The sequence below is a fragment of the Armatimonas sp. genome (assembly GCF_043757465.1).
Classification (GTDB): Bacteria; Armatimonadota; Armatimonadia; order Armatimonadales; family Armatimonadaceae; genus Armatimonas.
In genome coordinates this window covers 1-14086 of sequence record NZ_JAYVPL010000138.1, presented here as the reverse complement: position 1 = coordinate 14086, position 14086 = coordinate 1, and the positions used below count along the sequence as shown (strand labels likewise).

At 57.9% G+C, this 14086-nt stretch carries 14 protein-coding genes and 1 pseudogene; 9 read left to right on the top strand and 6 right to left on the bottom strand.

Annotated elements, in window-relative coordinates:
* Positions 1-62: 62 nt before the first annotated feature.
* Positions 63-227 (bottom strand): hypothetical protein, encoded by a 165-nt coding sequence (locus tag ACH2ED_RS19215; RefSeq protein WP_395094324.1) that lies wholly within the window; start codon positions 225-227, stop codon positions 63-65.
* A 216-nt stretch (positions 228-443) separates the two neighbouring features.
* On the opposite strand from ACH2ED_RS19215, the gene ACH2ED_RS19210 reads away from it, so the two are divergent.
* Complete coding sequence (locus tag ACH2ED_RS19210) at positions 444-1619, top strand: homogentisate 1,2-dioxygenase (RefSeq protein ID WP_395094323.1); 1176 nt, start codon at positions 444-446, stop codon at positions 1617-1619.
* On the opposite strand, the gene ACH2ED_RS19205 is transcribed toward ACH2ED_RS19210, so the two are convergent.
* The 4 genes and pseudogenes from ACH2ED_RS19205 to ACH2ED_RS19190 form a co-directional block, all read right to left on the bottom strand.
* Complete coding sequence (locus tag ACH2ED_RS19205) at positions 1616-2272, bottom strand: nitroreductase family protein (RefSeq protein WP_395094322.1); 657 nt, start codon at positions 2270-2272, stop codon at positions 1616-1618. The two genes, ACH2ED_RS19210 and ACH2ED_RS19205, sit on opposite strands and share 4 nt — an antisense overlap.
* Positions 2265-2460 (bottom strand): annotated as a pseudogene (locus ACH2ED_RS19200) (3' terminal RNA ribose 2'-O-methyltransferase Hen1); the annotation flags it as partial. The gene ACH2ED_RS19205 and the pseudogene ACH2ED_RS19200, both read right to left, overlap by 8 nt.
* 58 nt (positions 2461-2518) lie before the next feature.
* Positions 2519-2593 (bottom strand): hypothetical protein, encoded by a 75-nt coding sequence (locus ACH2ED_RS19195; RefSeq protein WP_395094326.1) that lies wholly within the window; start codon positions 2591-2593, stop codon positions 2519-2521.
* 28 nt (positions 2594-2621) lie between these two features.
* Positions 2622-2717, bottom strand: a complete 96-nt coding sequence (locus ACH2ED_RS19190) for a hypothetical protein (protein ID WP_395094321.1) — start codon at positions 2715-2717, stop codon at positions 2622-2624.
* A 184-nt stretch (positions 2718-2901) separates the two neighbouring features.
* Between ACH2ED_RS19190 and ACH2ED_RS19185 the strand changes: the two genes are divergently transcribed.
* Genes ACH2ED_RS19185 through ACH2ED_RS19175 form a run of 3 tightly spaced genes read left to right on the top strand, consistent with a single transcriptional unit; the run spans position 2902 to position 6105 of the window.
* The gene (locus tag ACH2ED_RS19185; protein WP_395094320.1) at positions 2902-3675 is read left to right on the top strand and encodes a FliA/WhiG family RNA polymerase sigma factor; all 774 of its coding nucleotides are present in this window, start codon (positions 2902-2904) and stop codon (positions 3673-3675) included.
* Positions 3672-5261 (top strand): tetratricopeptide repeat protein, encoded by a 1590-nt coding sequence (locus ACH2ED_RS19180; protein WP_395094319.1) that lies wholly within the window; start codon positions 3672-3674, stop codon positions 5259-5261. Before ACH2ED_RS19185 ends, ACH2ED_RS19180 begins: the two co-directional genes overlap by 4 nt.
* A gap of 1 nt (position 5262) precedes the next feature.
* The gene (locus tag ACH2ED_RS19175; protein WP_395094318.1) at positions 5263-6105 is read left to right on the top strand and encodes an NAD(+)/NADH kinase; all 843 of its coding nucleotides are present in this window, start codon (positions 5263-5265) and stop codon (positions 6103-6105) included.
* Between the two features lie 13 nt (positions 6106-6118).
* Here the strand turns inward: ACH2ED_RS19175 and ACH2ED_RS19170 are convergent, their stop codons facing one another.
* A complete protein-coding gene (locus ACH2ED_RS19170) occupies positions 6119-6529 on the bottom strand; it encodes a hypothetical protein (protein ID WP_395094317.1) in 411 nt (136 codons plus the stop codon).
* 95 nt (positions 6530-6624) lie between these two features.
* On the opposite strand from ACH2ED_RS19170, the gene ACH2ED_RS19165 reads away from it, so the two are divergent.
* The 5 genes from ACH2ED_RS19165 to ACH2ED_RS19145 form a co-directional block, all read left to right on the top strand.
* Positions 6625-7518, top strand: coding sequence for a nitrilase-related carbon-nitrogen hydrolase (locus tag ACH2ED_RS19165; protein ID WP_395094316.1), 894 nt, complete (start codon positions 6625-6627; stop codon positions 7516-7518).
* A complete protein-coding gene (locus ACH2ED_RS19160) occupies positions 7470-10571 on the top strand; it encodes a hypothetical protein (protein WP_395094315.1) in 3102 nt (1033 codons plus the stop codon). The genes ACH2ED_RS19165 and ACH2ED_RS19160 overlap by 49 nt, the downstream gene beginning before the upstream one ends.
* A gap of 4 nt (positions 10572-10575) precedes the next feature.
* On the top strand, positions 10576-11193 hold the full coding sequence (locus ACH2ED_RS19155; protein WP_395094314.1) for a Uma2 family endonuclease: 618 nt from the start codon (positions 10576-10578) through the stop codon (positions 11191-11193).
* Positions 11190-13022 (top strand): hypothetical protein, encoded by a 1833-nt coding sequence (locus ACH2ED_RS19150; protein ID WP_395094313.1) that lies wholly within the window; start codon positions 11190-11192, stop codon positions 13020-13022. The genes ACH2ED_RS19155 and ACH2ED_RS19150 overlap by 4 nt, the downstream gene beginning before the upstream one ends.
* Before the next feature lie 192 nt (positions 13023-13214).
* Positions 13215-14086, top strand: an 872-nt coding sequence (locus ACH2ED_RS19145) for an aldo/keto reductase family oxidoreductase (RefSeq protein ID WP_395094325.1), incomplete at its 3' end; no start/stop codon positions are given.

The following is a 14086-nucleotide window of genomic DNA, read 5'->3' as shown; positions in this document are numbered from 1 at the left end:
GTGGCAAGCAAGGCTTGAATCGCCTGGATGCCTTGATCTCCGTTTTCCGAGGTGATCCGATTTTACCGGCCTTCCAAACGGATAGCTGAGCCGTTACGTGTCATCTGCAAATACGTTCGCACAAACCCAGAAATCAACTGCGAGCGTGCCGGGTTGAGCCGGAGCGTCACGATCAGACGCAGGCACTCCAGACGAACCTGCACCCGCTCATTCTCGGGAATCTGCATCTTGGACATCAGCGTCGCTGGTTGGGCAGGAGACTCTATCGAGAAAGTATTAGGCGCGAGCTTGCGTGGAACGCTTCGCGGCCCTAGAACTTTGCCTGCACCACGATATCAGACTCATCACGTCATGGTCTATCGTTTCCTCGTCTATTTTCTGCTCGCAATTGTACCTCTCCTCGTGGGGGAAACGGGTAAAATCTTTGGGAGGTTAACGACGCAATGGCGCACTATGTAAAGCTGGGGGAGATCCCCCGCAAACGGCACACGCAGTTTCGGCAGCCCGATGGCTCGCTCTATGCTGAGGAAGTTTTCGGGACGAAGGGCTTCTCGGGGATCGCTTCGATTCTGTATCACGCGAATCTGCCCACTCAGGTGGCGGAGTACAAGTATCTCGGCGACTTAACGCCGGAGACACTGGAGTTTGAGCCGCTCCGTCACCGGCACTTGAAGACGCACTTGCTCAAGCCCGGCGGCGATCCCATTGCGGGGCGTGTTCCGTTTCTGGTCAATGCCGATGTGCTTCTGGCGCTGGTTCGCCCCACGGAGCCGATGAACTACTTCTACAAAAACGCCGATGGGGACGATCTGCTCTTTGTCCATGAGGGAACGGGCAAGCTCGAAACGCTCTTTGGGACACTGCCGTACCGGCCCGGCGATTATTTGGTGATCCCGCGCGGCACGATCTACCGGGTTGTCTGCGATCTTGGCCCCACAACCATGCTGCTCACCGAGTCCGCTGCCAGCACGATTGAGCCGCCGGAGCGCTATCGCAATGAGTACGGGCAGTTTCTAGAGCACGCCCCGTTCTGCGAGCGGGATATTCGTGTCCCGGAGGCACCGTTGTTCTTCGATAAGAAGGGCCGCTTTGAGGTGCGGATCAAGGCTCGTGGGCATCTCACGGCCTACTTCTACGACTTTCACCCGCTCGACGTGATCGGCTGGGACGGCTTTCTCTACCCCTACGCCCTCTCCATCCACGACTTCGAGCCGCTTACGGGCAGCCTTCACCAGCCGCCGCCTTCGCATCAGACTTTCGAGGCCCATAACTTTGTGGTGTGCAGCTTTGTGCCGAGAATGCTGGACTACCACCCCGATGCGATCGCGATTCCGTACAACCACTCCAACCTAGACAGCGACGAAGTGCTTTACTATGTGAACGGCAACTTCGCCAGCCGCCGGGGAATCGAAGTCGGCTCCGTCACGCTGCACCCGTCGGGGCTGCCGCACGGCCCCCAGCCCGGCGCGGTCGAGGCCAGCCTTGGCAAGACCAGAACGGAAGAGCTCGCCGTGATGGTAGACACTTTCCGCCCATTGAAACTTACCAAAGCCGCACTGGCGTTGGAGGACGACAACTACCCCTACTCCTGGAAGCCAAAACCAAACCAACTTGCCTAGCTTTTTTCCCAGAAAATGGTCTCTGACTCCGGCAGGCGCTTGATATCCGGGACGGTGCAGTCCTCGGCGGGGTAGCCTACGGGAAGCACGACGAAGGCTTTCTCATTGCTGGGGCGCTCGCAGATTTGATTAAGAAAACCCATCGGAGAGGGCGTGTGCGTGAGGGTCGAGAGGCCAAAACGATTCAGGGCGGCGATCAGAAAACCGACGGCGATCCCCACCGACTCCGGGCTGTAGTAGTTCTTGAGCGTCTTGCCGCTCTCCCCGATGCCGTAGGACTGGCGAAACACGACAATCACATACGGTGCCGTGGTTAGAAACGGCTTCTGCCAATCGGTGCCTAGCGGGGCGAGATCGGCGAGCCACTCGGGGGTGGCGCGGTGTGTGTAGAACTCCCGCTCCTCCGCCTCGGCGGCTTCGCGCAGACGTGCTTTCGTGCTGGGATCGGTGAGCACCACAAAGCGCCAGGGCTGACGGTTCGCCCCCGACGGCGCGGTGCAGGCGATCGAGAGGGCCGCTTCGATTAGCGCACGCGGCACCGGCTGATCGGAGAACTGCCGGATGCTGCGGCGCTCGCGGGCCAGAGCAAGCTCGGTGTCGGGCTCTGGGTTCACCGGGCGGCGGGTGTAGGTAATAGAGGGATATTCAGGCATTTTGGTCAAAGAGTGCGGCTTGTGTGGGGGAGCCGTGGGCTGCCGCGACGTGAAACTGTGCGCGTGTCCACTGGAAGCCGATGGTCGTGGTGACGTCGCTTCCCAGCGGGCAGGCTCTCCCAGACGGTATTGTACTCGGTGTTGGGGGTGGTGATCAGAACCCGACGTGGGCGGGCGTGGGCAAAAACATCGGAGAGCCTTAGTGTCCGGCCCTCAACACAGCCCAGATCAACCACACAGCCCAGATCAACCACCGAGCGTGGGGAGCAGAACGTCGAGGTGCGACAATAAATCATGGAGTGTCTGGTGCCCGCAGAGCACGACGGTATACAAGTTGCTATAGCCCCACTTAGGTGGTTGCTAGTTCAGGGCGCTCTTGACAACGTCCCGAGAGCGCAGTGGAGAAGTACTCCGACAGAGCGACACAGAGGAACGAGGATGCCACATAAGGCGGGTCACAGACATACGGAAGAGCGAGTCGGTGAGTAGTGGGGGCTGGGCGGCGACGGTAAGTGTCAGAAACATATGTATAGGAAGTTTATCATCCGCTTGTGGTATGCAGATGCAGCGGTTATAATACACACTCGGTGGCTAGTAACAATAAACAAGTAGGGGACGGGCGAGACTAGATGGCAGCTCGATTAATGGAGGATGTGTGGCGTCGCTTCAAAGGGAGTGGTGACTCCCGCGCACGTGATGTGATCATCAATAATTACGGCTATCTGGTTAAGATCACTGCCGGGCGGGTGGTGAGTAACCTCCCCCCGAACCTGGAGCGTGAGGATCTCTACACGGCTGGTTCCATGGGATTAATCAAGGCGGTGGATCAGTTTGACCCCGGGCGACAGGTTAAGTTTGAGACCTACGCTATCGCCTTAATCCGTGGAGCGATCCTGGAGTCGCTTCGTGAGGAAGACTGGGTTCCGCGCTCGATTCGAGAGCGGGCCAAGGCGCTAGAGAGAGCGTTCAACGAGCTGGAAATATCGCTGGGGCGGCCTCCAAAAGAGGATGATATCGCGCAGCATATGGGTGTCACCGGCGAAGAACTCTCAAAAATGATGGCGGACACAGGGCGAGGCTCGGTTCTCTCCCTGGACGACCTGATCATGGGTAGTGACGGCTCGGAGCGGCTGCATCTTTCGGATGTCGTGCCGGACGATGGAGCGACACCTGTGGCGGATGTGGAGCTACGGGAGCGGATTCGGCATCTGGGAGGGGGCATAGACCGCCTGCCAGAGCGAGAGAGGCTCGTCATAGCCCTGTATTATTATGAAGGCTTGACCTTCAAAGAAATCGGTAAGGTGCTCTCGGTATCGGAGTCGCGTGTCTATCAGCTGCACACACAAGCAGTCCTGCGGATGCGCGGGTATCTCAATCGTGACCAGGAGTTATTTCGCACATGAAGCGGATCATTTTTTCTTCGGCGGCTCTGACCGCATTCGGCCTTCTAGGCATGCCCACCTGGGCGCAGAGTGCCCAGCCCCCCGCAGCAACTGCGGCTACACGGGACAATGGGGCGTTTGATCGGGCGCGCAAGGCCTACAGAGATGGCGACCTCGCCACGGCACGCACGGAGATGGAAAAAGCCATCCTGGCTATGCCTGAGGACGGCGACACCAACGCCTGGCTCGGTTTTGTTTTGGTTAAGTCGAGTGACTACGCCAAGGCCATTCCATACCTGGAGAAGGCGCTCACTAAGAAGCCGGACTCCCCCGAGACCATGACCAATCTTGGCAATGCACTGTTGCTTAAACCAGAGCGTGCCACCGATGATACGGACCGCGCCATTACTCTCTTTGAGAAAGTGGCGGAGAAGCGCCCCGACTCGGCGGAGGCTCAGTTCAACCTGGGCTTTGCCTGTGCACGCAAAAAAGACTTCGCACGGGCAGCGATAGCCTACAGGAAGTCGGCGGATCTCAAGCCAAACGACGGGCAGACATTCATCAATCTTGGGATTGCCCTACAGAACCTGGGGCGGCTGGATCAGGCAGCTCAGGCAATGCGCAGTGGAATTGCAAATAATACCGGCGACAAGGCGGCGCATGCTGCACTGGGCTCTATCGAAGTACAGCGCCGTAACTACGCCGGAGCGGTTCCCGTTCTTGAGACGGCCCGCAAGCTGGATCCGAACAACTACGGAATTCTTGTGAACCTGGCCTTCGCCTACAGCAATACCAATCGGTCTGCGGAAGGCGCGACGGTTTACGGAGTTGCTGCCGATCTCGCTGCGGGGGGTGCTGAAGGTGCTCCTGCGGGGGATGTGACCGCTCGCTACAACCAGGGTGTGCTTCTGGCAAAGACAGGCAACACGGAGGGGGCACTTTCCGCCTACGAGAAAGTACTGGCCCTTAATCCTCGCTACCTGGATGCGCTGCTCAATGCGGGCTACCTTCACTTCAACAAGGGAAGCTTTGCTGAGGCGGGAACACGCTTCAGAGCCGCTACAGAACTGGATGCCACGAGCCATGTTGCCTGGCTAAACCTGGGAACCACCTGCCTGAAACAGCAGGATACCAATGGGGCGATCACGGCCTGGCAAAAAGCGGTCGCGCTGGATCCCTCCGACTACGACTCACGTGACTATCTAGCAAGTGCCTTGCAAAGCCAGGGCCGCGAAGACGAAGCGCTGAAGGTCTATACCGAGATGGCACAGCTTAAGCCAAGTGAGGCAACACCGCAGCTCGCGATCGGCGGAGCCTACATGCGCACCAATAATCTTGAGGCAGCCTTCAAGGCGTTCCAGACCGCAATTAAGGCGGATCCTAGCTCGGCTCAGGCTCACAATAACCTAGGCGTTGTCTATGAGCGCCGAGGTATGCTCAACGATGCAATGGTGTCCTACAAGAAGGCATTGCAGCTCAATCCACAGCATGCGGAAGCCAAGGCTAACCTGGCTCGTTTTGGCAAGCTCGGGGACACGCCGACCCCGAAACTAGTGCCTATGACGAAGCCTGCCGCCAAGCCCGCCAAGAAAGTAGGCGGAGGTTAGGGTGAGTGGCAAGATAGTCGGACTGCTTGCCAATGATTCCAAGCCCGCTGCCCTCGAAGCGGCGATGGGCTTGGCAAAAGTGCTCATTCAGCGTGGGGTCGCTGTCAGGATGCCCCCGGACTACACGGACGACGAAATTGCGAAGAGCGATTTCGTCGTCGTTTTTGGAGGAGATGGCACGGTACTCTCCGCCGCGCGGCTGGTTGCAGCGCACGGAACCCCACTGCTCGCGATCCACCTGGGACGCTTTGGTTTCGTCACCGAGGCCGCTCCCGAAAACCTCGAAGCCGCTGTGACCGCTGCGCTTCAGGGCCACTGCGAGGTTCACGAGCGGATGTTGCTAGCAGGTGCACTCTACCGGGGCGACGATCCCATGCCTGAGACACATCTACTTGCGATGAACGATGTTGTGGTGGCTAGTGGTGCGGTGCGCATGGTACATGTTCACACCCGTGTCGGGGAGCATGCTATCGCAACCTACGCCGCTGATGGGGTGATTGTCTCGTCACCGACAGGCTCGACGGGCTATTCCCTCTCGGCAGGGGGGCCGCTGGTTCACCCGGATGTGCGCACGCTGATGATTACACCCATTGCTCCGCACACGCTCTCGGCTCGCACGCTTCTGGTTCCCGACACGGAGACCATCTATTTGACCATCGAGGCACAGACCCGAGACGCCGTGGCCGTGACCGCCGATGGTCAGACCGGGCTTTCTCTCTCACCAGGCGATACGGTGGCTGTCAGCCGTGCGCCCTACAATGTTCGACTACTGGCTGCGGGGGGGCCGAACTTCTACCAGAAAATCCGCAGCCGCTGGCACTACGCCGAGCGGCTGTCGGGGTGATGCAGAAGCTGAACTAGTCGTCGTGGCGCTCGTGCGTGACGGCTTCTTCGGCGGAGTAGTTGGTGTGCAGTCCTTCACCGGAGTCGCCCTGCATTCCAAAATAAACTCTGCGGTTTTCGTCTTGATCCATTAAAATCAAGCTGGGGATGTTCTGGAAGGTATCGAGCTGAAGACGCTCGGTGCCCGTGCTATCAAACATGAGAAGCCCTGGGTCGCCATTGCTGTTGACTTTCATGTCCATCTTGACATTGCCTGCGTTATCAACGATTCGTAGCTGCTGAACCGTTAGAACATTGGCGTTGCTATTCCCCTCGTGAATAATGATCGTACGAGCGGGAAGAAAGGCGCGAACTGCGATATCTACCACTGCCAGAGCTGCCGCTGTTGCCACTATAATCTTGGTTTGTGTTGTCATCCGTTCCATCGTTGAAAATCCTCTCCAGGCGCTGAAGTGCCTGGTTGTCATTATAGCATCTCCTGCCACAGAGCTTCCAGTATCGAAACGATAAAATAAGGGCCATGACTTTCTTAACCACCGCCACGGTCTGTCTGAGCGCCGCATGTGATGTCGCCGCCAATCGTGCGACTTTTCTGAGTTATCTCAAGGCTGCCAAAGCGCAAGGGGCAGAGCTTGTTCTCTTTCCCGAGATCGCGCTGCAACAGAATCCAGGCTGGGGCTACATTTCTCACGTTCCTACCTTGGGGGAGAAAGCCTATGTCGCACGCACGGCTGAGGCGATCCCCGGCGAGAGTACGCACTGGCTTCAGGTACACTTACAAGCTCTTGATCTGCACATGATCTTCGGCATGACCGAGCACGGTGAGGGGGCAGAAGAGGGCAAGCTTTATAATACGAGTGTCTTTCTTGGCCCAGGTGGCGTTCTCGCACGCTACCGTAAGCACCGGCTCTGGGATACAGAGACGGGCGGTAATGAGCACTGTTTCTGGAACTATGGCGATCAGGCGGGGCTGGTTGTGGACAGTCCGTGGGGCAAGATCGGGATGATGATCGCAAATCAAGGTGGCACGGTCGGCCAGACCTGGGACTACGGTCACAGTCGCATTGTCGCGCCCGACGGCACCCTTATCGCCAGCACAGGAAAAGACGAAGGCATGGAAATGGTAACACATGCAATCAACTGGTTTGAGATTCCTGTGAGTGATTTCGAGCGCGCCAAGGCGTTCTACAGCGCGATTTTTGCCTACGAGATGCCGGTCTATCTCATGGCGGAACTGTGCTCACCGAAAAGACTCTGGTGGCGGAAGATATCGGCTACTGCGCGTTCTTTCTGGATTCTGAGGGTAACAAGCTCACCCTGCACTCTCCCCCATAGATTGATCTCTCAACTTGGTATAATCTTGGCATGGCAAGGAAGCATGTTTTTATGGGAGCGGTGCTGGCCTGTGGGCTAGCCCTGGCCGCGAGTGTTCCCGCACAGCCGCAAAATACACCTGAGCAGCTCTTCAAAAGAGACTTGTGGCCGGTTCTGCAAAGTCAGTGCGCCTCTTGCCATGCCAAGAAAAACCCGTCGCAGCTGCTGTTGCCCGCCGATGCGCACACGGCGCTTCTGAAGCTTGTTGCCGAGGGACAGTTCGACCCCGATAATCACTCCAGCATTGTCTACCGGGTCACGACCTCGGACAAGAATATTATTATGCCCCCGCAGGGGATGCACAAGCTCTCCGTGGCGCAGATTACGGCCTTCGATCACTTTGGCGAAGCCGTTCGGGCACAGCAAGCCGCTTCGGGGAAGAAGCCGGATGAGCAGTTTCCATCCTACTTAGTGCTTCCGTTCACGGGGGCAAAAAAGCCGACATTCGATAATACGTTCCTGACATTCCGGCAGCTTCGTGGCAAGACTTTCGCTATTTTTGGCGATGATGGCGAGCGTGAGGATCGTAATCTTTTTGTCGAGAATGCACATCTTTTTGGCGGAGCGGACTTTGTAAAGCGCTTCGATGAGACAAGCAAAGCCTCCCCGACATTTCTAAGCGGTGTCGAACTTGTGGCCCGCGAGCTGGCGAGCAAGGCCTATCTGAATCAGACTGGGCCATTTGTGGGGTTTACGGAGCAGACTGCCGAGAAAGAGGGCATTTCGCGGCTCTGGAAGAAGCTGCTTTTTCGTGAACCGACTCCCACCGAGCTTGTTGAGGCGCAGGCATTTCTAAAGAGCGTCGCAGCGGCGCAGAGTAGCTTGACCCAGACCGCACCGAGCGATCTCAGATTCTCTCTCGCCGTCACCGACGAGCGCGGCCAGCGGGTGACCAAAGAGCTGGGCATCGCGGTGCGCAGTGAGGAGCACGCACTCACCACACTCTACGTGGACCAAGAGGCGGGTGAGGCGGCGGAGAAGCTGCTCGGGAGCTTTACGCTTCTGCCAGAGAATAAAGGCCAGCGTGTGATCCTCAGCAACGCCGAGAGCTACGGCAATGTGAGTGTGGTCGGGGTGCGCGTGAAGGGAGAGGGCCGCGAGTGGGTGACGAGGGTCGGGGAGCCCGGCGTGCTCGTCGAGGGCGCGTGGAAGCTCAGTGGAGCGAGCGCGGAGGACAATAGTGAGAACAAGGGCGCCTCGCAGATCACCTTCCCGCTGAGTGTCGAAAAGCCCGGTAAGTACGATGTGACATTTCTGTGGAAGCGTGCTGCCGCCCCGAAGGCGGCAAAGCGCCTGGCGGGCAAGAACCTCGCGCCCGCTAGCCTCTGCCAGGATCTCTGTGTTCAGGTGGTGAGTGCTGATAAAGCCAGCACCATTGCCACGCCGCCGCCGCCGCCGGTGCCGCCCAAAGGCGAGGCGCATTTTTTTATTGACCAGAGCGTGGATAACCGACCTCACGCGGATTTGAAGTCTTCGTTTGTATTTGGCCCGAACGATGGGGTTGAAGTACGCAATGAGGGCACTACAAAGCGCGTGGTCGCCGATGCGGTACGTCTCTTTGCAGCGGGCAGCGAGGTGCCGATTTTGCTTCGGGCGGGCAAGGCGAAAAACCGAGAACTCTGGGGCAAGTTTCCCGCCGAGAACTTCAATCCCTACAACACGGTCGGGCCGGACTTGCTGCAAGATCTTGCAGGGGATGCAGAAAAACGAAAAAAGCCGCTCACACTGCTCTTTGCTCCCACGAGCGGTGATGGTTACGACTCAAAGCGTGCCTACCGTCCCGCGATTGTCTATCCAGGCAAGGCCGATAATGAAACACGCGTCCCGATTGTGGTACATGCCCAGTCCTCATCGCCCATTGTGCAGATTTCTGCACCGCTGATCGCACATCTGGGGGCTCAGCTTACGGTTGACGCCTCGTCGTCGTATAATATTCAGCGCTCAACCCTGACCTTTAAGTGGACACAGATTGGCGGACCAAGAGTGCTGCTCACAAACCCAGCCCTGCCCAAGCTGGCCTTTACAGTGAACAAGCTCTCTGCGAGGCAAGCTGCGTGGGAAGGGCTCTGCCGTGCGCTGCTCGCGCACCCGGACTTTCTCTTTACGCGTCCCCGCTCGCTGACAGCCACCACCGACCCTAAGATTCGTAAGCGCTTACAGCTCGTGAAGCTTGCGCAGGACCTGGTAGGGCGCACTCCCAGCGACGCTGAGCTGGCGCAGTGCGAGTCGGGCGTGGCTTTAGAGAAACTCGTGGAGGGCTATCTCGCCTCCAAAGAGTTCACGGACTTCTATTTTCACCGCACGCGTCTCTATATCGAGAGCCACGGCACGCCCGAGCAAGACGAGCCCGCGCGGCTCTGGACTTATCTGGCGACGCAGAACCGTCCGTTTAAAGAGCTGCTCACTGCCGACTACACGGTCAATAGTGCGTTTCAGAAACAGCCGCGTCCTGCGTACTACGGCAAGACCGGTGTCCTCACCATGAAGGGCTTTATCCAGGGAAAGCCGAGCCTGCCGCACTTTAACTACTCCGCTCAAGTGTGCGAGAAATTCTTGGGCTATGCCTTCGAGGTTCCCGATGAGATTGTTCAGTCGCGCACGGGAATCACGGCGTCGGCGACCACGGATCCGAAATCGGTCTGTTACACGTGCCATAAAGTGCTCACACCGCTTGCCTACCAAAGAGCGCACTGGGACGACGAGGGAAGCTACCGGGCGCACGATGAGTACGGCTTGCCCATTGACCACTCGGATCGCGACGAAGTGGCCGCTTATCCATTCAAGGGTGAGGGCATGGAGGCGTTTGCGACGCAGGCAGTGGCTAAAGAGCGCTTTATACGCACGATTCTCCAGACGCATTTTGTCTGGTACTTTGGCCGCGAGCTGCGCTGCGAGACCGATGAGCGCGGGCTCTACCAGCGGCTCTGGAACGCTGTCGTGAAAAACAACTACGCCCTCAAGCCGCTTATCAAAGCACTCGTCTTAACCCCTGAGTATCTCAATGGCACGGTCATCGCGCCGCCTAGCTCTGATCCCAAGAAAAAACGCCTAGCGCAGCTTTCCGCCCTTCATCAGCGCATCGGAGTACAATGAGATCATGCCTACAACAACCTATGAGCCTGAGCTAGACACAACACGCCCCTTCCGCATCCGCTGGACTCGCGACGACTGCGCAAGATTCGAGCGCGATGGCCTGCTCACGCCTGGAAAGTACGAGCTGATCGAAGGAGATATTCTCAGGAAAATGCCACAGAAACGTCCCCATGCCATCGCTCTTAGCCTTACCTGTATCTGCTTACGACAGATCTTTGGCGATCTCTATGTGGAAGGCCCGGTGGCCATTGATGTATCACCAGAAGATAATCCGACGAGCACTCCCGAACCGGACTTGATCGTTCTGAACCGTCCTTTGACCGAGTTTGGCGAGAGTAACCCGCGCCCTGACGATATTCGGCTTCTCGTCGAAATCTCCGACGCCACGCGCTATTTTGATCGAGGTACAAAAGCCAGCCTCTACGCTCGGGCGGAAATTGTGGAATACTGGTCACTGGATCTGGTGCAGCGCACGCTCCATGTCCACCGCGAGCCACGCGAGGGCAAGTTCCAGAGCGTCACGGTTCATAACGAAGACGAGAGTATCGCGCCATTGTCGGCGCAAGATCAGGCGATTCTGGTGAGTACATTATTGCCACCAAGCAACGAGGATTTGGAATGAGCCATTATCACGACATCGAAGAGGGAGCCGTGGAGTTTACGGACTGCCCGGAGCTGGGGCCGTCCGTGCTACAGACCGACCTTCCCAAGCCGAGGGTGAATCCGTGGGCGGTGACGCGGCGCGACTTTCTTCATCGCGGTGCAACGGCGGGGCTGACTCTCGGGGCGGCGGATTTTCTGGGGTACTTGCTCAAGCACGGCGACCCAAATCAAGGTGCGGCACTGGCGGCGAGCTTAGAGTCGAAGGCCGCCGAGGGCGCTGATCCGCACTACCTGATCTACTGGTTTGTGGAGGGCGGCTGGGAGAGCTACGACATGTTCTCCCCGCTGGAGACGGAGAATAATATCTTCCCCAAGACCCGGCTGCCGTTTGAGAAGACCAGTCAGGAGCGCTACCGGACGCTGAACTACAACACACCCGGCTACCGCGTGGACAACCAGTGGAACGCAAAAATTAACTACGGCTATCTCGCCGAGGCAGGCAAGAGCCTCTTTCCCGAGATGGCTGTTCTGTCTTCGATGCACACCGGGCAGTTTCACTCGGGCGAGCGCCTCAAAGCCCACATGGGCAGCTATGATCTGCGGCTCCAGGCGGAGCGCGAGCCCGATGAGCGTAGTGTGATGCAGGCGTTTAGTGAGGTCTACGGGCAGTCTTACGCGCTCCCTAATCTCTCGTGGCACTGGTGGCTCTCTGATGGCGAGCTCAATGAGGTGCAGTACACCGGGCGCAAGGGCTACTACCACGCACTTGGCCCCGCGCACGCACACACGATCTACGCCGGGACACCCGCCAATCTTCGGGACTTTCTCTTGCAGATGCAGGGCAGCGCGAGCGATGTGGTCAATCGGCAGATCGAGAAGTTTTTAGACAACGCCCACATCGGGCTACGCAAAGACTCCGAGATGGAGACGATTAAGAGCTACAACTCGGCGCGGCAGATCTATGCGGGGCTTTCGAGCAAGGGCAAGAAGCTGGATCGCGGCGCACTCTCGCGCCTGTTCACCGACCCGACTCTCAAAGAGAAGTTCAAAGTCAAGCCAGTGGATGAGCTGATCACATATCGCTCGGTCAACGGCAATAAGGCGCGCACCAAGTTCTGCCCCGCCACGAATGTGCAGGCACTCATGACCTACGAGCTGATGCGCGAGAACCTCTCGTGTACCTACTTTATCGAGACGCGCGATATCCGGCACTTCGACTCGCACCACAGCCGCAAGAACCTCTGGGCAGGCGATGGCGTGACTCCCAAAGGCCAGCCAGATCAGACCACGGGCCTCAAAGAGGAGCTCTGGGAGCCACTTCTCACCTTGGTGGAGCTGCTCAAAAACACGCCACACAAGACCACCGGAAAGCCGATCTGGGACTACACCACCATCGTGCTGACCAGCGAGTTTGGGCGCTCCATTCACGGCGACGTGGACGATATTATCAAGTCTAACTTGCCGCTCTCGGAGAAGAAGCAGAAAGTGGACGGCCAAGATATCTCCGAGCACTGGTTCGTGACCAGCGCGGCGTTTCTGGGGCCGAATGTCAGGGGCGGAACCCAGTGGGGGCGTGTGGGAACCAAGACCATGCAGGCCATCCCACTTCAGCCCGATGGTGCGCTCCACCCCGACTTTCATCCCGTCACCGGCGAGGGCCCGGCGGGCTGGAACGACAAAACCAGCGCTCACTACAGTGCCGCCAAAGAGAAGGCCTACCGCGAGCTCATCCCCAATCACGGCGATGTCTACGCCACCGCGCTCCACCTCTGCGACATTCCCAAGCGTGCACAGACCGGGCGCAATGACCGCAACCCGCTGACGTACATCAAGAAATCAGTCGGCTAAAATTATCCCTCCTGTCGCAAATCTCGTGATCAAGAATCGTCCGTACAGTTACTCCCAGCATTGGGTAGCTGAGAAAGGCAGTGTTGGTACTAATTTGGCGGCACGTCGTGCCAGGTTTTCTGACGGAGTACCATTTTAACCCGCACGGAAGAGAGTATACTACAAGCATTAGAGTATACTACAAGCATGACAATGAAAACGCTGCCGATTGGAACCAGCTCACTAAACGCTTCCGATATCTCTCTGGGTTGTATGCGCATTGCTGGGATGGAGCCCGCCGCCGTAGATGCTCTGGTGAGCACCGCTTGGGAATCCGGGATTAACTTCTACGATCACGCTGATATCTACGGCGGCGGCAAGAGTGAGGAGGTCTTTGCACAGTCTATAAAACGACTAGGACTGCAGCGAAGCCAGCTACTTCTGCAGAGCAAGTGCGGCATTCGCAGCGGGTTCTTTGACTTCTCAAAGCAGCACATTCTGGACTCCGTGGACAAGATTCTCGCGCGGCTCGATACGGACTACCTCGATATTCTGCTGCTCCACCGCCCGGATACGCTTGTCGAGCCGGAGGAAGTGGCTGAGGCCTTTGACCAGCTTAAGCAAAGCGGCAAGGTGCATTATTTCGGGGTGAGCAATCACAATCCCAGTCAGATCGAGCTGCTTCAGGCCAGCCTTCCGATGAAGCTGGAGGCAAACCAGCTCCAGTTTAGCATTACAAATACGGGCATGATTGACCACGGTTTGAACGTCAATATGGAGATTCCCCGCTCGATAGACCGCGACGGTGGCATTCTCGACTACTGCCGTCTCAAGAAGATCACTGTGCAGGCGTGGTCTCCGTTTCAGCACGGCTTCTTTGAGGGCACGTTCTTAGGCAACCCCAAGTTCCCCAAGCTCAACGAGGTTCTAGACGTGATGGCTGAGGGCTTCAATGTCACCCCGACTACCCTGGCAATCGCCTGGATTCTGCGTCATCCCGCGCGGATACAGCCTGTTGTTGGCACCACCAGCCCGGAGCGTGTCAAGCAGGTGGCGCTTGCCTCAGGGGTCGCACTGACACGACC